Here is a 17,622-nt window from a genome sequence, read left to right as displayed (position 1 = left end):
GATTCGCAAACAGTGCGCGTTTTTCGCACGTCAGGCGAAGCGGATCTGCAGTCGGCTCGTAGGATGCGCAGTCGGGTAGTATCGAATTCCCTTGTCGATATTCCCGACAATCTGCGGCCGCAATCCTGCCTTGCGCAGCGTAAGCGCGACCGCTACGGAGAATTGCACCAACTCCATCCAGACGAGGTGGTAGCCGATGCAGACATGCGGACCGGCGCCGAACTGCAGCATATCCGGCGGACGAATCGGCTCTTTCCGTCCAAGCCAGCGCTCCGGCAGGAATTCATCGCTGCGCTCGTAAATTTGGGCGTGACGCGACAAATGGATGATAGGTATGCATAGACGCGTGTTCGCAGCGATTGCGCGGCCTGCCAATTCGAAGTCGGCCAATGCCTTTCTCGGAGTCATGGTGGTCGCGGGATGGTAACGCAGTGTTTCCCGGAACAACGCTTCAGCGATCGGGTACGAACCAAGTTCGGATGGCGTCGTCGGCACGGCGCCCATCCGCAACGCCTCTTCAGTGAGCGCGGCCCATATCGCTGGGCGTCGCGCCAGCTCTATCAGGATCCAGGCCATCGTTGATGCAGTCGTATCGTGGCCCGCCAATATCAACAATCTGAGGTTCGCGATCAGATTCGCGTCGGCTAGCGGATCGTCGCTCTCGTCGAACGATCGGACGAGCAGGCTCAGGAGGCCACGAGAGTCGGCCTGCGCGCGTGCGTCGCTTATGAATCCGCGTAGCTGCGTGTCAATCCATGCGCGCGCTCGGCGTCCGCGCCACAACGGCGTGCCGGGCCATGCGATGCGTGGCGCAATGATCAACTGCAGGAACGTGCCGTATTTTTTGCGCCATTGCGGCACGTCCGACGCGTCAATCCCCATCAGTCGAAATACGAGCGACAGCATCAGGTCTCGCGTTTCTTCCAGCAGAGGTATCGAACGTCGTGCCACCCATTGCGCGACTCTTTTTTCGATGATCGAGGCGAAAAGCGGGCCGATTTCCGCCGCAGCCAGGCCCTTGGGAATAAAGGCGCCGTTCATCGCCGAACGCACTTGCCGGTGAAGATCTCCGTCCTGAGCGACGAGCGAACCCATCATGATCTCTGGCGCGACTTCCTCTATCAACTGAGACGTGGTGACTTTATTCTTGAACAGCGTGAAGGCGTCGGGGTGTACACAGGTGAGAGCAAGCCCTCCCGGGCCGAAGTCTAGCCAGAAATGATCGCCGACCTCCCGTTCGGCGCATCTAAGCAAGTGTGGCAGTGCCGTCACGATCGCGGGCAGGTGGCCAATCAGCGGAAACCCACCTGGCAGAACAGGGAAGCCGTCGTGTTGGCGCAAGCGGCCATTCAATGGATTGAGCAGCATGTTGTCTTACCCGTATTCGCGATGATGCAGGGTCAACTTTGCGCGGCAGTTTGACTGCCGCGTACCAGCGTGCCTCTGAAGCGGCGCATATCTTCAGCGAATAACTCGGGTTGCTCCATCGCCGGAAAGTGTCCGCCGCGCGGCGCCTCATACCAGTGCACGATGCGATATCGCGCCTGTGCCCATGCTTTCGGCGATCGGAGTATTTCGGCGGGGTAGCAAGCGACACCAGCGGGCGTCTTGATAGTAGGGGCCACTTCTCCGTTTTTCGTCGCAATGTCGTGCTCCCGGTAGAGTCGCAGCGACGATCCGATGCTGCCGGTCAGCCAATAGAGCGAAACATTGGCTAGCAGTCTGTCCCACGAGACCGCGTGGCGGATGTCGCGCTGTCCCTGACGTTCGCAATCGCACCATGCAAGGAATTTCTCAGTGACCCATGCGCACCAGCCGACCGGCGAGTCATGCAGGGCGTAAGCGAGCGTCCGAGGCCTCGTGCGCTGCTGTTCCCGATAGCCGCATCCCTCTTGCGCGTAGTCGCGAGCGGCGGCCAGATATCCGCGTTCGTGCGCCTGCACGAGCGCAAGCGGATCGGCGACGCCGTTCGGCGCAACTGGCGCCAGCAAATTGAAATGGACGCCGACGCAGTGCCCTGGGTCCAATGCAGCCGTCCAATGCGTGATGAGGCTTCCCCAGTCTCCGCCCTGAGCGATGTAATGCCTGTACCCGAGTGCGGCCATCAACCTGGCGTGCCGGCTTGCCATCGCGCGCGTGGTCATCCCTGAGTGACCCGCGGGGGGGGAAGCGCCAACGCCCTGAAGCGACGGTGCAACTACGTGGAACGCGTCGCGCGAATTGCCGCCGAAGCGTTCGGGATCAGTCAAATGCGCGATAGCGTCCAGGAATTCGATGATCGAGCCGGGCCAGCCATGGGTGATCAGCAGTGGCATCGCATCGGGATTTCGCGCGCGCACGTGAACAAAGTGGAGGTCGAGGCCATCGATCGTGGCGACGAATTGCTCATGGACATTGATCGATTCCTGCGCGGCGTACCAGTCAAACCGGTTTTGCCAGTAGTGGGTCAGCGCACGCAGAAAATTGGCGGGCACGCCATCGTCACGCGCGTCGCCGTCGATGTCGTCTGGCCATCTCGCATGGGCGATCCGATACCGCATATCGTCGACGATAGACGGCGCAATGTCGAGGCGATAGGGCCGAATGGCGATGTCATCGCCGCTCTGTCGATCCTTATCGGACGCGGAACTCATGGCAACGTCTCCTGATCGCCGTAAAGCGCCTCAACGTGTGCGACGAATGCGTGCAGGCCGGACGGCGGGGCGTCTCGTCGTGGGTGGTAAGAGGGGAGAAAAATGCGCAGGATCCGCGGTGCGAGGTGCCACAACATTTTCCAACGGCAAACGAACTCACGCCGGCGAGAGGCGGCGCGCTGTGCGTCGTTCATCCGTTCCCGATCGACATCGATCATGTATCGGCCGACCCGATCGCCCCATCGCTTCAGATGCCGCAGCACTGTGACGAGCCCAACCAGCCTCCATACGTATCGCTCGATGAAGCGCTTACCGAATAACACCGAATAGACACGAAAGCACACTTCGCGATGCTCGAATTCTTCGGCGAGGTGCCACTTCCATAATAAGACTGGCAATTCGTCAGCGCCCTCCAGCAAGCCACCGAAGCCTTCAAAGTAGCAGTAGCCAATGGCAGGGCCCAGCGACTCGAATCCTACGCAGTACGCGCAATTGAATCGTAGCGAGCGGCTATGAAGAAATTGCGCGTAATCGTTTGCTAATTGACGCTCGAATTCTGCCAGCCTGGGATACCCAGCGGCGCGCAGCGCCTCGTTGAAGCGTTGATGCTGGACATAGTGCTGGGTTTCCTGGCGAATCAGCGTATCGATATCGCGTAAAAGATCGCTGTGCTCAGCGCAAAGGCGGCCGCGCGCTTCCTTCATGACCTTGATCAGGAACGGTTCGACATGGGCAGGCATTAATGACGAGGCATTCTGTGTCTGGGCGAACTCCAGATTCGGCGCCCAGTGCGCACGCGCGGCCGAGAAGTCCAGACGCAATTGACGAGCTTTCATGCGGGTTCCTTAGGCGTCCTGCGATGACCGGCGATATCGCTGAACTGACTTTTCGTAATACGACTCGCGAATCGAGCGCAGGATGGTAACGAGTGGCTGCCACGTTTCATCGAGCGGTTGGGTCGCCAGATGACGGTCGAGCAACCGGCCATGCCCGGCCAATTCTTGCTCGACGAATGCGACGGGGAACGCGCTTGTCATTCGAGCGACCACCGATGCGGCGTTTGCAACCAACGGCCCGACGCATTCCTCAGCTGCCGTGTGCAGGTCGTTCTGAAGCCTGCCGATAATGCAGACGCGCCTCAACGTTGCACGGAACGCCGTGCTTCTCATCTGTTCGGGCATACCGAGTCCCCATAGCAGCGAAAGGCACCCAAGAACGTTGTGATAGCCGATCGATGCAATACCGTTTTCGAGGTACTCGCTATATGAGCAGTTGTCCGCGCTCCGCTCACGCTCGGTGGCGAGTGCATGAGCGTACGCTGCCGTATGCTCGAGCAGATTCTGATATTCGGCGGCGCTGGCCGCGTACTCCGCCAGTGTTTGGCGGATGACCTCGCATCCCTTCAAGTGCGCGGGGGCCGCGTGCTCACGCCCCGTGAGAACCGCTACCGCTAGTGCAAGCTCGTCGTCGGCAAGCAGCGCAAGATCGTAACAATCGTCGAGCCAGAAAAGGAGTGCCATCTCGGCGACGAACGCGAAGGCGGCATCCTGTGTACTGCAGCGGGCAGGCATGTGAGCCCAGTCACCGCCTTTGCCCCGCAGTCCCTGCAAAATGAGCTTTCCGCCTTGAATGGCTTCGATCGCGTGTTCGTGCCGAAAGCCCTTGATCGTTTGCCCCCATGCGCTTACGCGCTCGAGGATGATTTCGTCGTCTATCATGCTCATCACCCCTCGCGTGAAGCACCGCGGCCGGCGGGCCACCGGATGGCAAGAAGAATCGCAGCGAGTTCCGCGGCGCGCACGACACGTGACGGGCAATAGAGTTCCTTGCCAATCCAGAGCGCCCTGTCCGATTCGCGCGCGGTGGTTTGCTGATCGAGCAGCCACCGCAATGCAGCGGAGACCGCATGGGTGATCGATTGCGCCGCGGTCTTCGTCGCTCCGTCTGCCAGCAAGCGCAGCCCGAACAACGCATACGCCGTCTCTTCGCGCGATGCCGTCGAGCCGCAGCCCCAGCCGCCGCAGGCGTGCTGCGCATCGAGCAATGTCGCGAGCGCACGTTCGTCGTGCCATCGTGCGTCGCCCTCTGCCAGTGCCAATAACGCGTGCGATGTTGGATAAAGCCACGATGCGTGCCATTTCTCGTGGCGCCAAACACCGCTGACATCACGGCTCGAATCAATATAGGCGCGCGCCTGCGGAGCCGCCTTTTCCAGCAAACGCATCGCATGAAAGGCGTGGATGGTCGTCGATAGGGCGGGATTGCGTTCTCCGGGGAACGTCACGAAGAGATTGCCTCGCTGAAAGCGCTCGAGCGGATCGAAGTCGAAGCGATGACCGGTCATCGCCAGCACAGCCAATGCAACGCCAGTGTCGTCGGCATCGGCTGCAAATCCGACCGCCGGACCCAGGCCGTGCTCCGTCATTTGCGCAGCGAGTGTATTGGCGATCGGCAACACCAGATCGCTCAGTGCGGGGTGATCGATGAGCCCAGCCGCGGCGAGGCAATGCAGCACCCAGCATGGCTCGAACACATCGATCGGCCAGACGTTAGGCACCACGCCGGCGACGCCGGTCCCCGTCGCACGTGCGGCGTTCTCCAAATAGGCCAGGGCCGCTTTCTGCCTTTCCTCGCCGACCCCGATACGACGTGCGTGATGCAGCCATGCAGCAGTGGCTGACGGACTGATGCCGACACTGCCGTATCGATCGAGTTCCACGGTGTCGGGCGCCGCGCCCCAGCTTTCCCAGGAGTGCAGCGCCGGGTGACCGACTGGCAGCGGCGTCATCGAGGTCAACGCAGCGAGGCGCGATTCGGCTAGCCGTTCGAGCGCGTGAAACGCGTCGGGAGCGAGCGTCAGGCCCGCCGCGGCCGCATCGCGGCAAAGCCGGGGCAGAATCAACTCGATGCCGATGGGAGCTTCGTCGGGCACGCTATCGCGATAGCGTGCCGGTTCGCAGGCGAAGAATTCAAGCCCTGCCGCGATAGCAGCATCGCGAGAGGCGCTGCGCAAGGGGATGCCGTGCAGCGCCAGTATCGCCGCGGCAGTGGACATCGTCCGAAAGAGCGGATGGTCCGGGTGTCCCCAACCGCCGTCTGGCTGTTGCTGCTCGATGAGCCACAGGTAAGCATCGTCACGATTGCTACCGGCAGCCGAATGACGCAGCAGCTGTGCCGTGTCATACACTGACGCGCTGACTCTACCGCCATCGCCAATTTCCGTGAGCAGACTGCGGAGCTGGGTAACGATCAGGTCTTCGAATTGAATCAATTGGCTTTCCGTCAGGTTTGGTGAGAATGCGCTGCCATCGTGTCCCGGAACTGCGCCGGCACACGAAAGACCAGCGTTTCCTCGATGCCGGGCATCGTTTCGATACTCACTTGGGTCAGGCCACGAAGTGCGCTTATCACGTCATCGACCATCGCTTCGGGCGCCGACGCGCTCGCGGTCATGCCCAATATCTGCACGCCGTGTAGCCATTCCGCGCGCAACCCGCTGCCGTTTTCCACGAGGTAGCTCGGCACGCCGGACTGCTCGGCAATCTCGCGCAGGCGCAACGAGTTCGAGCTATTAGGCGCGCCGACGACGATGACCGCATCGACACGCTTACACAAGTTGCGGACGGCGGCTTGGCGGTTCTGGGTGGCGTAACAGATGTCGCTCGTGTCCGGTCCGATGATTTGGGGAAATCGGCGGCGTAAAGCCTCGATGATTGACCGCGTATCGTCGACGCTCAGCGTCGTTTGCGTGACGTAGGCCACGCGCGCATCGGGCGCGAGCGGCAGCTTGTCAATGTCGTCCACGGTTTGCACGAGTAGCACGGAACCGTCGATTTGCCCCATCGTTCCGATTACCTCGGGATGTCCTGCATGACCAATCAGGATCAACGCATAGCCGCGCGCGACGTATTGCCGCCCTTGACTATGAACCTTCGTAACGAGTGGGCAAGTTCCGTCCAACACTCGCAGTCCGCGCGCATTGGCCTCGGCCTCTACGTTCCGTCCCACCCCATGAGCGCTGAAGATCGTCACCGCGCCAGTGGGCACGTCAGTCAGTTCGTCAACGAACACGGCGCCTTTTGCTCTGAGTTCGCCCACGACGTGCTGGTTATGCACAATCTCATGCCGCACATAGACTGGCGCGCCGTGGATCGCCAGTGCCCGTTCGACGATTTCGATCGCACGGACCACACCAGCGCAAAAACCGCGAGGTCGAGCCAGAATGACTTGCATTATTCTCTCCGTGCATAGGGCACTCATGCAGCTTGCGCGCTCAGTTCGTGGGTATCGGAACGCGTGCCGATCAACAGGGCAGCGAACCGATCGGTTATCGCGCGAGCGATCCCGTCGCCGTCAAGACCGCATTGGGCGAGCAACGCCGCGCAATCGCCGTGTGGAACAAACGCATCAGGCAGACCAAGCTGAAGCAGTGGAACGGACAGCCCTTGCGCGGCCAATACTTCGGCGGCTGCGGATCCCGCGCCACCCATCACAACGCCTTCCTCGACCGTAACCAGCGCATCGTGCGTGCGCGCTGTTTCCGTGATGAGCTGTGTATCGATTGGCTTCACGAATCGCATATTGACAACCGTCGCATTCAGTTTTTCCGCGGCTTGCAGACTAGGCGCGACCATCGAGCCAAACGCGAGCAGCGCGATGCGTCGCCCCTTGGGTGAGGTGGTTTGCCGACGAATCTCTCCTTTGCCCACCGGCAGCATGTCGAGTCGCCTTTCGACGGTTGCGCCGGGGCCGCTGCCGCGCGGATAACGAACGGCACACGGGCCATCGATTTGCAGCCCCGTATGCAACATTTGCCTGCATTCGTTTTCGTCTGAAGCGGCCATGATCGTCATATTCGGAATGCACCGCAGAAATGCGATGTCATAAGCTCCCGCGTGTGTAGGGCCGTCTGCACCTACTAGGCCGGCGCGATCGAGTGCGAAAAGCACGGGAAGGTTTTGGAGCGCAATGTCGTGAATCAGTTGGTCATATGCGCGTTGAAGGAACGTCGAGTAGATGGCGACGACGGGTTTTAGCCCCTCGGAAGCCAGCCCACCCGCAAATGTCAACGCATGCTGCTCGGCGATGCCGACATCGAAGTAGCGGTCCGGAAAACGCCGCTCGAATTCGACCAGGCCGGAGCCTTCGCGCATCGCCGGCGTAATGCCCACCACCCGGTGATCGAGCATCGCCGCATCGCATAGCCATTCGCCGAATACCTGTGTATAAGTCGCTTTCGCTCCAGCACCTGATTTGATTCCCTCGCCCGGATCGAACTTGCCGGGACCATGGTAGAGAACCGGATCATCTTCCGCGAGTTTGTATCCATGACCTTTCTCCGTCACGACATGAATTAATTGCGGGCGTTGCTGCTGCTTTAAGCGTTCGAGTGCTGGGACGAGTGTGGCGAGATCATGTCCGTCTATCGGACCTGCGTAGTAGAAGCCAAATTCCTCGAAAACGGTCGCCGTGGATCGTATCGCTTTGGCATGGGCTTCGGGGTTATGCGCCCCCTCCCGTACTCGCTTCGACGGAATGCCGCGGGCGCGTCTTTCTTCGCTCGCATAGAATTGCCCGTCCATCAGCTTGGTCAAATATCGATGAAGTGCGCCGACGGGTGGCGATATGGACATCTCATTGTCGTTGAGTATGACGATGAGGGGAAGGTCGTCATGCACGCCGACGTTGTTTAATGCCTCGAACGCTTCGCCAGCCGATATCGCGCCGTCGCCGATAACCGCGACTGACGCGCGACGTTCACGCTTTAACCGGCTGGCGATGGCCATGCCAAGCGCAGCGGAAATGGAAGTACTTGAATGCGCCGTGCCGAAGGTGTCGTATTCGGACTCGCAGCGACGAGGAAAACCTGAGAGGCCCCCGGACTGGCGTAGCGCTTTCATGCCCTCGCGTCGCCCCGTCAGAATTTTGTGTGCATAGCTCTGGTGTCCCACGTCCCAGACGAGCCGATCGTGTGGGGTTTCGAAGACGTAATGCAGCGCGATCGTGAGTTCGACAGAGCCGAGGTTCGAAGATAGATGTCCGCCGGTACGGGACACGGTTTCGAGAAGGAAGGCGCGCAGCTCGGCTGCCAGAATCGGAAGCTCCCTGATATCGAGTTGCCTCAGCGTATACGGATCGTCGATGGTTTTCAGCAGGTCATACATGGACGTCTCCGAGCGCGAGTTTCGCTGTCGATGAATGTTGAACGCATCTGAAATTTAACGTACGCGATGTATGGCGAACTCGGCAATTTGGGAGAGGCGGGCAGCGCGTGCGCCCAGCGGTTCGAGCGCCGCCTCCGCGTCTTGATACAGCTTGAGTGCAAAGCGTCGCGATGCTTCGACGCCCAGAATCGATACGCTCGTTGGCTTACCTGCTACCGTGTCTTTTCCTGCCGTCTTTCCGAGCGTCATTGAATTGGATGTGACGTCGATAATGTCGTCGACGACCTGGAATGCCAGGCCAACTGAAAAACCGTATTCATCGAGAGCCTGAAAAAGCATCGAATGCTCGGATTCGTCAGGCACGGCGCACAATGCCCCCATGCGTACCGCGGCCCGTATGAGCGCACCGGTCTTCAGTCGATGCATCTCGATCAGTTGTGCGAGCGTCATCTGACCACCGACGCAGGCGAGATCGATTGCCTGGCCGCCCGCGGCGCCTTCCGTGCCGATTGCACGAGCAAGCTCGCGAACCAGCGCAATCCGGCGAGAGTTCGGCAGGTTCATTCCCGCCAGCGTCAAGAATGCTTGAGTCTGCAGCACGTCGCCGATCAGAATGGCGTTTGCCTCTCCGAATCTGACGTGAGCGGTCGGCTTGCCGCGGCGCATGACGTCGTTGTCCATTGCCGGCAGGTCGTCGTGAACGAGCGTGCATGCATGGATCATTTCGATGGCGGCAGCCGCTTCGTCGAGCGTTTCGAGGGGGGCCGAATTGAGCTCGCCTGCGGCGTGGCAGAGCATTGCCCGGAGTCGCTTGCCGCCTCCGAGCGTGACGTATCGCATGCCGTCAACAAGCGGATGAGCGTCGGATACGTGGTGCGGCAGACAACCCAGTAAAGCGCGCTCGGTTCGCGCCACCACCTCGGACGCCCAATCGTGAATTTGAGCGCTGCTCGCTGGCGTCGTCCGAGGTGCAGATATCGGCGTCAGTTCGCCGAATGAAGCGACACTATTCATCCCGACTCACCTATAAAAGGCGACTGCATTAGGATGCGAAGGCAAGCCGACGCGGTGCTTGTTGCTCTGTAACGTTAGTTCGAAGAATGAATGGTTACGAGGATATCCAGCGCGGGAGTCGATGGTTGCAAATTTGCGAAGGCGTACGGTTGTCGTGCGAAGGAATAGAACTGGTCAAGTCGCGAACGCCTACGGATTCATTTTCATCGAGCCGCCGCTGGAAACTTGCCACTCGGGCAGGCTGTGCACGCTCTCCAACCAGCGTTGCAGACGAGGATAACGTGTGAAGTCGATTCGCGCGTGGGGCGCATAGATCGGGACCGCGGCGAGATGAAGGTCGGCGATGGAAACCTGGTCTCCACATACAAACGCGGAACGCGACAACTGTTGTTCCAAGATTGACGTCGTCTTATCCAAGGTCGACTGAGACCGTTCGAGCAGAGCTTCGTCAGGTGCTTTGCTTCCTTGCATGCGCTTGTTGATCAGTCGCTCCATGACAAACGGCCGCAGCGAAGGGTTCCAATGCGCTACACCCCACGCAAGCCATCGAGATATGTCGGCGCGTTGCTTCGGAGCAGATGGCAGTAAGCGCGCTTCAGGGTCGAGTGCTGCGATGTACTGCAGGATGGCGATTGTTTCCCACAGGACGAAATCGCCGTCTCGCAACACGGGCACGAGACCGTTCGGATTCACTGCGAGGAATGACGGACGGTACTGCTCGCCCGCGAACAGATCGACGTGTTCGACATTGAGCGGTTGTTGCACGATTCGAGCCGCGGCGAGCACGGCTATACAGTTTGGCGATGCGGGGTGGATGAACAAGTCCATGGCGGTGATGTTACCGAGGGATGGTTGATCGAGGAATGCCAGCGGCTGTGAGGATGCGTGCGCCTTGCGTCCGCAGGCGGTGGTAATTGAGCAGGGTATGTGCATTCATCGGGAATGTCGTGCCAAAGAGCGAACCGATGCGAGCGGGCAGCGAACGCCGCTGCGGAATGCGGTGTCGGGCACGTCATCCATTCATCTACGCGCGCGCTCATTGCTTTTGACGCCGGCTCGTAGGCGAAGCTGGGCTGATCTTCGGCGGAGCTGCATTGGACGTTGCATTGCTTAGCTGTTGGTCCGGCATCGGATGCGACGCCCATTGGTGTCGCACTGCCGACGGTGGAGTCCCGTATCGCGCATTCACGCCCTGACTTCAACCCTGTGGCAGATCGGCATAAACGTTGGCCACCTTTCCCGAGGCAATCTCCCGGGCCAGGCTATCCACATCGATCTGGGAATTGGGCGTCAACAGGACATAGGCGAGATGATCGCGTCGCCAAGTAGCGGCCTGCATGCCGTCGATTGTTTGCACACGCACGCCTTCGTCCGGCTTGGCTTCCTTGAGCATGCACAAGGCGACAGGCTTGCCTGTCTGCGGCAAATAGACAAGTTGCACGAGCGGTTGGCCCCGGAAATCGAGCTGTTGTAATCGCTTGAATAACAGACCCTGTGGAAGGAGGTTCGGCACGTTAAGCTTGGGGTCCATCGTTCGGCGCAACTTGGAGAGCGCGTTTTCTGTCGCACTGGAGTCTTCCTGGAGTGCCGCGATCGTTTCGCGCGCATACAGACTTTGATATCCTGCGACGGCCTTGACCCATGGCTCCACTGTCGATGAAATGGGCCAAGTGCTGGGAACGAGGCTGAGTGTCACGGCGCAAAGCACGATGCCTGCCGCGAGCGCGGCAAACATCAGATAAGGCGATTTCCGTCCGGCTCGCTCGAGCGGATGACGGCTAACGCTGACCAGCTCGTCCACCCGATCGGCGAGCGATGCGGGCAGTGGCGCCTGCTGCACGTGCTCGAAGGCCGCCCGATAGGGCAGGCACGATGCTCGCAACGCTGCCACGCGCTCGGCGACTTCCCTCGATGCGGCGACGGCGGCTTCGGTTGCCACGCGCTCATCGGGAGAGAGTTCACCGTCGACGTACGACATCAGAAGGCGGTCGTCCACATCCATCTCGGTTCGGTCCTTTTCCGGTTCGAAGCGAGTGCGTCGCATCGGCCGCGATCCACTGATCGGCGGCACTGGCGCGCGCACGCGTAATCGTGTCACGTGCAGTCAGGCCCTCTATCATCCCGCCCGTCGTGATTCCCAGGAGGGACCCGGCAAAGCTGTGGGTCCCCTCATGCAATAACAGCTGAGCTCGCGCTTTATTCCCGTTATTTTTTGTCGTTGCAGGCGCGGAATAAATCGATGTCTACGGATGTTGTGGGGGTGAAAGCATCGCGAAGTTATGACGCAAAAAACGCGTTGCTACGTCGCAATGTTCGTGATTTCGCTGCAAATTGTTAGCACTGAGGGAGGGCTTATGCTGTCCAGACGTTTTTCGAAGGAGATGCCGGGCTGGCAACTTGCAGCCGCCTCGTCGCGGGACGCGTCATTTTGTGTCGGTTCATCGTTGAAGCTGGCTGTCCTCACTGGTAATGAGGACCTGTATCGACGTATCGAAGCGTGCTTTGCCGGTGATGGTATCGCCTGCCGGCGGATCGATCCGGAAAGAGAGTCCGTCATTCGCGACCTGCAGCGCGACACATATAGTGCGGTGCTTTACGACATCGGGCATTCATTCGATCCGGCCGATGCTCTGTTCGAATGGCGGGCATGCCATGCCGATCGATCGTTGCCGCTTGTCGTCATGGTGCGGCTTCGTGCGCGGGACATTCAGCAGATTTTTCGGGCGGGCGCGGACGATGTAGTGCTGCACCCGTTCGACCTCAGCGAACTGCACGCCCGCACGCACGCGCTGTTATGGCGCTCGGGCGCGCTCGGACACCACCGCCGACAGATTCAACTCGGGCAGTGCGTGTTGGACAAAGCCACGCGTGCCGGGTCGCTGAATGGCGAACCCGTCAGACTCACCTGCAACGAATTTACGATGGCTTGGCTCTTGTTTTCCAAGGTCGGTGAATGTCTGAGTAGAAAGCAGATTGCGGGTGCGGTTTGGGGCTGCGCGGAAGACATCGTTGCGCGGCCGCTCGAACAGCACATTTATCGATTGCGCAAGAAGCTGCTGCTCGATGGTGGGGCGGGGCTCAGGTTGCGGACTGTATATGCGCGCGGGTACGTGCTCGATGTGCGTGAAGAACATCGGGTATCGCCGCCTGCCGTTCCACTGGCTTTGCCGTTGGCGGACGGACTGGCACCGCTCAGTGCGCAAGAGCCGGAAATCGAATTGAGTCCCCTGGGGTGAACGCTATGAATGCTGAAATGGGAATCCGACTGTGGCGCTGCGACGAGCGAATCAGAATGGCTTCTCGCGGCATGTCACCGCTTTTCGCCTTTACGCGTTACTCAAAGATGCGGGCGCCGCTACGATGGATGCGTAACCGCCGCGTGTATGCGCTCAGTGCAAGTGTCGTGCGAGAGAGTTCGACCGTGGTGGCCCCCGAGCCTGTAGCAAAGGAAAATAAATGAAGGTCAATCAGACTGGTGAAGCGGACTATACGCAGAACGTCCTGGACTCGCAAAGCGAGGGCGGTAGCGTCACGGACAAAGCCGAGGGTGATCAAGAAGCGCACCGTGCAAGGGCGACCGTCGATGAGAACGTGCATTGGTTGCAGGACGCGGTCGGGGAAAGCCCTGCAAAGAAACGTCTGTTGCGTCATGCGGCGAACGTCGGCGGTGGGATCGGCGCGATGGGCCGCGCTGCGACATCGGGCGATATAAGCGCATTCGTCAACGAAACTGCTGACACGATTCACTCTGTGATCGACGCCTTCAAAGACGCGGAAGCACTAGGTACGGCCCCTGAGATGGCGAAGGATGTTTGCGCACATCTTGGCAAGATCGCGAATGGTTTGAAAGCGGCTTGGATGGGTGGTCAAACCGACGGATCGGCTCCCGAGAATGTTGGCAAATTCGTTGGGCATGCGGCGAAAGCTATAGGGCTAGCGGCTGCGGGGCAGCCATTGGCTGCGTGGCCGGATGCGGCAAAGGCGGTCGAGGTTCTGGTGAAGATGATGTGGGATCCCGACCAACGAGCGCAGTTGGGAGGCGTAAACAAAGAGATCGAAGATTTCGCGAGCCATGTCGAGGCGCGATATCGGAAGAATAACGCCGGACGGGCACCGCAAGCGGCGGCGCATGGCCACCCGCTCGGTGTATGAATTTCGAATGCGCGTTGTGATAATTCGCCATTGCAGCGGGATATGAATGAACGTCGATCCGCTGCCGAAAAATCCGGTTGACATGTCCGACGGTTGCACGACGCCCACCGAAGTCGATTCGAGCCCGAGCACGAAACCGCCAGCTTGAATGCGGAGGCGACTGCTACGCGCGAGACTCCCATCCCTGGCTTGGAGTCTCGACATAGTACAGGTGCGGGCGCCCAGGAAGCATATGTTTGCTCGATAACTGGAAAGTTTCTGAGGGGATCAAAAGGGGTGCGGAAGCGAATCAGGCGTTCGCCGGTGCACTCTCCGAGCCCTCAGCGGCAGCGCCGGTTTATATCTCGTGCATCGTCTGGGCAGTGGTCTCGATCAAACGCCTATTGATCTTTCTCCGCACGATTTCCTCCGCGCTTGTCGATCCGGTGACGCCGATTCTCGACGGCTCGGCTGACAATCGCATTCGTGTAGCCTTCGAGCAGCGCGAAGCCGCCATTGCTGCTTCGGTACTTTTCGCGAAGTTCGTGATCGTCGGGGAGATCTCGCAGCGCCTCTTCGATCGATCCCATTCCACCCGACCTCGCGCCGTTCTCTTCAATCGCCGGAAACTTGATTCGCTTTCCGCCAGGCGGCGAATCAGCCTCCTTTGCAAGGGTGACGATAAAATCAATTCCGACGAACGCGGTCATATCCTCACCATTCTTCGCGACGCCAGCCCTGTCACTGGCATCGACTGTGCTGTTGACAATGGCCAAACTCCGTTGCGCCAGGGAGTTCTCGAGCGAGAGAAGCTCCGCTGTCAACGCGGGATTATCTTGGCCAAGTTGTTCCGTGAGCAATTGAATCACCTGCTCGATGGGCATCGCCTTTGCGCCTTGGGATAAATTGGTGCGTTTCCAACGATCGGCGATGCGGGCAAAACAACCGGAAAAGGACGTTTTACCATTGGCATCGCGGGCCACATACGCGCGTACGTCCCAACCCTTCACTTCACCGTCTATGATCAGCGGAATACTTTCCACCATGGCCTGAAGCACCCCGCTGCGGTTTTCTGATAACAGCTCCCACGCCTGCGTTGCAATCTGCTTGGGCGTCTCTTCGGTTCGAGGAAGTTTCTCGACGGTGGGGCTTGCGTCAGGTGCATCGACACGCTGCATCCAGACTCCCTTTCCTCCTAATTCGTCAGTGGGCTTGAAGACGAAATGCGTAATGCCAAACCGTTGCATGAACTGCGTGATTTCCTTGACGCCCTTTGCTCGCGACAGGCCATCGAGCTGCAGTGAAGAAAATTTGCCGGTCGAGCCGTTAGTGGAAGCGGTAACAAGCTCGCTGCGAAAATTGCGCGCACCGTCTTGCAGCGATTCCCGCGCCGTCCACAGCCATAACGTCGGGGGAATGACGTCTTCATCGATTGAACTCAGGTCGCGCGCGATTTGCCCAAGCGCGAGCCCCTTGTTGACGACGATATCCGACGATGCCATATGCGGGATCGCCAGCAGCCCCATTTCCGGCAAGGGCGGATCAAGCGCTTCGGCCCGAGACGTACGGTGTTGCGGACTGCTTGGCAGGGGATTGATGACGTAATCGAACGCTATCGAACGATCGATGAAAGCGGTCAAGTGCCATTTCCAGTCGCGCAGAACATATCCCGCCGGCGCTGTAAGCTCTGGTTGCCCATCGATTTCTTCGCTTGCGATATCGGATATCGGCGGCTGAACCAGAATGAAGTTCGCTCGCGCATCAAGTGAGCCTTCAGCAAAAAGCATTGGCGATGGCCATAAAGGCGTATCCAAGGAGGCGAAATCGTCAGCCATCAGAACGTTGGGAGCCTCCTTGTCTACCACCTGCCAAGGCATCGAGAGCACAAGCTTTTCGCCTCCGCTGCCGGACCACGATGGCATCTTTGCTCGCAATTGATTCCTCAGGGCGATTTCGAGTAATGGCCCATTAAGAAAATTGTCCGAAGCGAGGAATTGCCGCCATTCGGGAGTCATCTCGAAGTTCTTTACGAGATATGCGCCGAACCTTGCGTTAAAGGCGAAGGCGGTCTTCGATGACTGAGTCGCTCGATATCGTTGCTTGAGATCATCGACCGATAATCCCAATGGAGCCGCGCTCGGTAAGACATCGCGATACCAGAGTCCTGTCTCCCATTCCTCGGCCGCAAGTTCGCCTGCGGATATTCGCATGGCGTGCTGTTGCGCCAGCTTTCCATAAGCAGCCCGACGTGCCTTGTCGTTCCTTATCGCGATGAGCGATGTAATCTTTCTGCTCCGTGCGCTTGGACGAGCGCCGGGGAGTGAGGTGCTTGCCGGAGCAGGCGGATCCGTCACCCAGTCTGTGCGATCCGGCACCTGGTTGACGATCCGTGTAAGGGATCGTCCCAATGCGGCGATCTGATGGTCCTCCACCTCATTGCTCAGCCCAGCGAGAAACTCCGCCGGCACTTCAAGCGCTATGTCGGCGCAGGTCCTGCAAAGCGACGTCAAATTATTGGCCGCAGTCTGAAACGACAGCGCGTCTTTCCATCGATAAAGCAGCGTACGGATGGACGACCAATCTAGGCCATCGCCGATGCGTGCTTGCGCGGCATAGACGGAGAAAATAGCGTCGATCGCCTCTGGACGAACGTCGGGAAAGGATAGCTGGCGCATCAGCGGCTTGAAGTCGGGTTTTTGGCGGGTGGTTGAAGCGGTCTCGGATAAACTCTGGCCGAGGGCGAGTAGTGCCGCGGCTCGCATGTTCAGCGATCCACCAATCGTTATCGCTTCAAGCGTCTCGGCGGTCATCAAATGATCGGGGTGCCGAAACAATGCTATATAGACCAGGGACAGGTCTTCGGGCGTTCCATGATTCGCCATGGCTTCCAAGCGATGCGTTCTGCCAAACAGCGTTTTTTCCTGCTCAGCCAGCTTGCGCGCTACGTTTTGCGCTTGCGCGCTTTTTCGTTCGTACGAAGCAACGTCGAACAAACCGGCCGAGGGCGCCGTGTCAGGGCCGGAAAGTTCTGCCTCATCGCTTGCGAAGGCGAGGCGCAGCGATTCTAGAAAAGCGCTACCGCCTCGGTCAGACGGAGGCTCGAAGAGTCGACCATCGATGTCGCCGGACTGATAGAGCGTCCGTGTCTCGAGGGGCGCCGTTCGTTGCCGGCTTCGCAACTCATCGCCCGGCAGATGGGTGAAATTCCTGATAAACGGCTTGACCTTCTTCTCGATCAACGCCGCCAACTGCCCGGAGGCGAAGCCTAGGGATTGCTGCGAATGATCGGCGTTTTCTTTCCGCTGGGCCGGCGTTGGCTCGTTGCTCGCGGTCGAAGACGCGGGGAGATCGCTTTCATATCCGGCCGGTAGCGCGCGATCGTCAGGTAGGCGATTAGTGTCCATGCTCGTACGTCGTTCGATGCGCGCTTTCTCGCTCTTGTAAGCGTTGGCGCGAAATGCACACAGGGTGTCAGAGAGCGTAAGCGCAAACAGTGCCGCGATAAACCGGAACGGCGAATGGATATGCGTATCGCGCGAATACTGATGCGATGCGCATGATTCCGGAGACAAGTCACGTTTTGTCGATAGATTTCCGATGAAGTATTCGCCCGCTGTAACAACGGGTTCGCTCGCATGGGAAGAAATCGGACAAATGGGCCGGTAGCCTCGCCTCATAGG

The 17,622-nt window shown here is 59.4% G+C and carries 13 protein-coding genes; 2 read left to right on the top strand and 11 right to left on the bottom strand.

Features of this window, described 5'->3' with window-relative positions; translation table 11 throughout:
- Positions 1-30 precede the first annotated feature (30 nt).
- The 10 genes from ACSQ20_RS11065 to ACSQ20_RS11020 form a co-directional block, all read right to left on the bottom strand.
- Positions 31-1,368 carry a cytochrome P450 gene (locus tag ACSQ20_RS11065; protein WP_436019824.1) on the bottom strand — a complete coding sequence of 446 codons (1,338 nt, stop codon included), beginning with the start codon at positions 1,366-1,368 and terminating at the stop codon, positions 31-33.
- Positions 1,369-1,400: 32 nt separating this feature from the next.
- Positions 1,401-2,633, bottom strand: coding sequence for an epoxide hydrolase family protein (locus tag ACSQ20_RS11060; RefSeq protein WP_436019822.1), 1,233 nt, complete (start codon positions 2,631-2,633; stop codon positions 1,401-1,403).
- Positions 2,630-3,469: a metal-dependent hydrolase gene (locus ACSQ20_RS11055; protein ID WP_436019820.1), complete on the bottom strand. Its 840-nt coding sequence runs from the start codon at positions 3,467-3,469 to the stop codon at positions 2,630-2,632. The genes ACSQ20_RS11060 and ACSQ20_RS11055 overlap by 4 nt, the downstream gene beginning before the upstream one ends.
- A 9-nt stretch (positions 3,470-3,478) precedes the next feature.
- Positions 3,479-4,357 carry a terpene synthase family protein gene (locus tag ACSQ20_RS11050; protein WP_436019818.1) on the bottom strand — a complete coding sequence of 293 codons (879 nt, stop codon included), beginning with the start codon at positions 4,355-4,357 and terminating at the stop codon, positions 3,479-3,481.
- Complete coding sequence (locus ACSQ20_RS11045) at positions 4,357-5,904, bottom strand: hypothetical protein (protein ID WP_436019816.1); 1,548 nt, start codon at positions 5,902-5,904, stop codon at positions 4,357-4,359. The genes ACSQ20_RS11050 and ACSQ20_RS11045 overlap by 1 nt, the downstream gene beginning before the upstream one ends.
- An 11-nt stretch (positions 5,905-5,915) precedes the next feature.
- On the bottom strand, positions 5,916-6,866 hold the full coding sequence (ispH, locus tag ACSQ20_RS11040) for a 4-hydroxy-3-methylbut-2-enyl diphosphate reductase (protein ID WP_436019814.1): 951 nt from the start codon (positions 6,864-6,866) through the stop codon (positions 5,916-5,918).
- A 23-nt stretch (positions 6,867-6,889) separates the two neighbouring features.
- Positions 6,890-8,797 carry a 1-deoxy-D-xylulose-5-phosphate synthase gene (dxs, locus tag ACSQ20_RS11035; RefSeq protein ID WP_436019812.1) on the bottom strand — a complete coding sequence of 636 codons (1,908 nt, stop codon included), beginning with the start codon at positions 8,795-8,797 and terminating at the stop codon, positions 6,890-6,892.
- A 54-nt stretch (positions 8,798-8,851) separates the two neighbouring features.
- On the bottom strand, positions 8,852-9,715 hold the full coding sequence (locus ACSQ20_RS11030; RefSeq protein ID WP_436023048.1) for a polyprenyl synthetase family protein: 864 nt from the start codon (positions 9,713-9,715) through the stop codon (positions 8,852-8,854).
- Between the two features lie 285 nt (positions 9,716-10,000).
- Positions 10,001-10,639, bottom strand: a complete 639-nt coding sequence (locus ACSQ20_RS11025) for a glutathione S-transferase family protein (protein ID WP_436019810.1) — start codon at positions 10,637-10,639, stop codon at positions 10,001-10,003.
- 370 nt (positions 10,640-11,009) lie between these two features.
- Positions 11,010-11,855: an anti-sigma factor family protein gene (locus ACSQ20_RS11020; protein WP_436019808.1), complete on the bottom strand. Its 846-nt coding sequence runs from the start codon at positions 11,853-11,855 to the stop codon at positions 11,010-11,012.
- 310 nt (positions 11,856-12,165) lie between these two features.
- Between ACSQ20_RS11020 and ACSQ20_RS11015 the strand changes: the two genes are divergently transcribed.
- Together ACSQ20_RS11015 and ACSQ20_RS11010 are read left to right on the top strand one after the other, a co-directional pair.
- Entirely contained in the window at positions 12,166-13,047 is an 882-nt protein-coding gene (locus ACSQ20_RS11015; RefSeq protein ID WP_436019806.1) for a response regulator transcription factor, read from the top strand.
- A 220-nt stretch (positions 13,048-13,267) separates the two neighbouring features.
- Entirely contained in the window at positions 13,268-13,963 is a 696-nt protein-coding gene (locus ACSQ20_RS11010; protein WP_436019804.1) for a hypothetical protein, read from the top strand.
- A gap of 380 nt (positions 13,964-14,343) precedes the next feature.
- Here ACSQ20_RS11010 and ACSQ20_RS11005 read toward each other — a convergent pair whose 3' ends face one another.
- Positions 14,344-17,346 (bottom strand): hypothetical protein, encoded by a 3,003-nt coding sequence (locus ACSQ20_RS11005; protein WP_436019802.1) that lies wholly within the window; start codon positions 17,344-17,346, stop codon positions 14,344-14,346.
- Positions 17,347-17,622 lie beyond the last annotated feature (276 nt).

This window comes from Trinickia sp. LjRoot230 (assembly GCF_964253315.1).
In the GTDB taxonomy this organism is placed as follows: Bacteria; Pseudomonadota; Gammaproteobacteria; order Burkholderiales; family Burkholderiaceae; genus Trinickia.
Note: the sequence above shows the minus strand (reverse complement) of the source record. Positions and strands in the feature narration are given on the sequence as shown.

What these genes read in the sequence shown, in the direction of transcription:
- ACSQ20_RS11015 (WP_436019806.1), top strand. Translation starts at nt 12,166, where the DNA reads ATGCTGTCCAGACGTTTTTCGAAGGAGATGCCGGGCTGGCAACTTGCA.
- ACSQ20_RS11025 (WP_436019810.1), bottom strand. Translation starts at nt 10,639, where the DNA reads ATGGACTTGTTCATCCACCCCGCATCGCCAAACTGTATAGCCGTGCTC.
- ACSQ20_RS11005 (WP_436019802.1), bottom strand. Translation starts at nt 17,346, where the DNA reads ATGGACACTAATCGCCTACCTGACGATCGCGCGCTACCGGCCGGATAT.
- ACSQ20_RS11010 (WP_436019804.1), top strand. Translation starts at nt 13,268, where the DNA reads ATGAAGGTCAATCAGACTGGTGAAGCGGACTATACGCAGAACGTCCTG.
- ACSQ20_RS11050 (WP_436019818.1), bottom strand. Translation starts at nt 4,357, where the DNA reads ATGAGCATGATAGACGACGAAATCATCCTCGAGCGCGTAAGCGCATGG.
- ispH (WP_436019814.1), bottom strand. Translation starts at nt 6,866, where the DNA reads ATGCAAGTCATTCTGGCTCGACCTCGCGGTTTTTGCGCTGGTGTGGTC.
- ACSQ20_RS11020 (WP_436019808.1), bottom strand. Translation starts at nt 11,855, where the DNA reads ATGCGACGCACTCGCTTCGAACCGGAAAAGGACCGAACCGAGATGGAT.
- dxs (WP_436019812.1), bottom strand. Translation starts at nt 8,797, where the DNA reads ATGTATGACCTGCTGAAAACCATCGACGATCCGTATACGCTGAGGCAA.
- ACSQ20_RS11065 (WP_436019824.1), bottom strand. Translation starts at nt 1,368, where the DNA reads ATGCTGCTCAATCCATTGAATGGCCGCTTGCGCCAACACGACGGCTTC.
- ACSQ20_RS11055 (WP_436019820.1), bottom strand. Translation starts at nt 3,469, where the DNA reads ATGAAAGCTCGTCAATTGCGTCTGGACTTCTCGGCCGCGCGTGCGCAC.
- ACSQ20_RS11060 (WP_436019822.1), bottom strand. Translation starts at nt 2,633, where the DNA reads ATGAGTTCCGCGTCCGATAAGGATCGACAGAGCGGCGATGACATCGCC.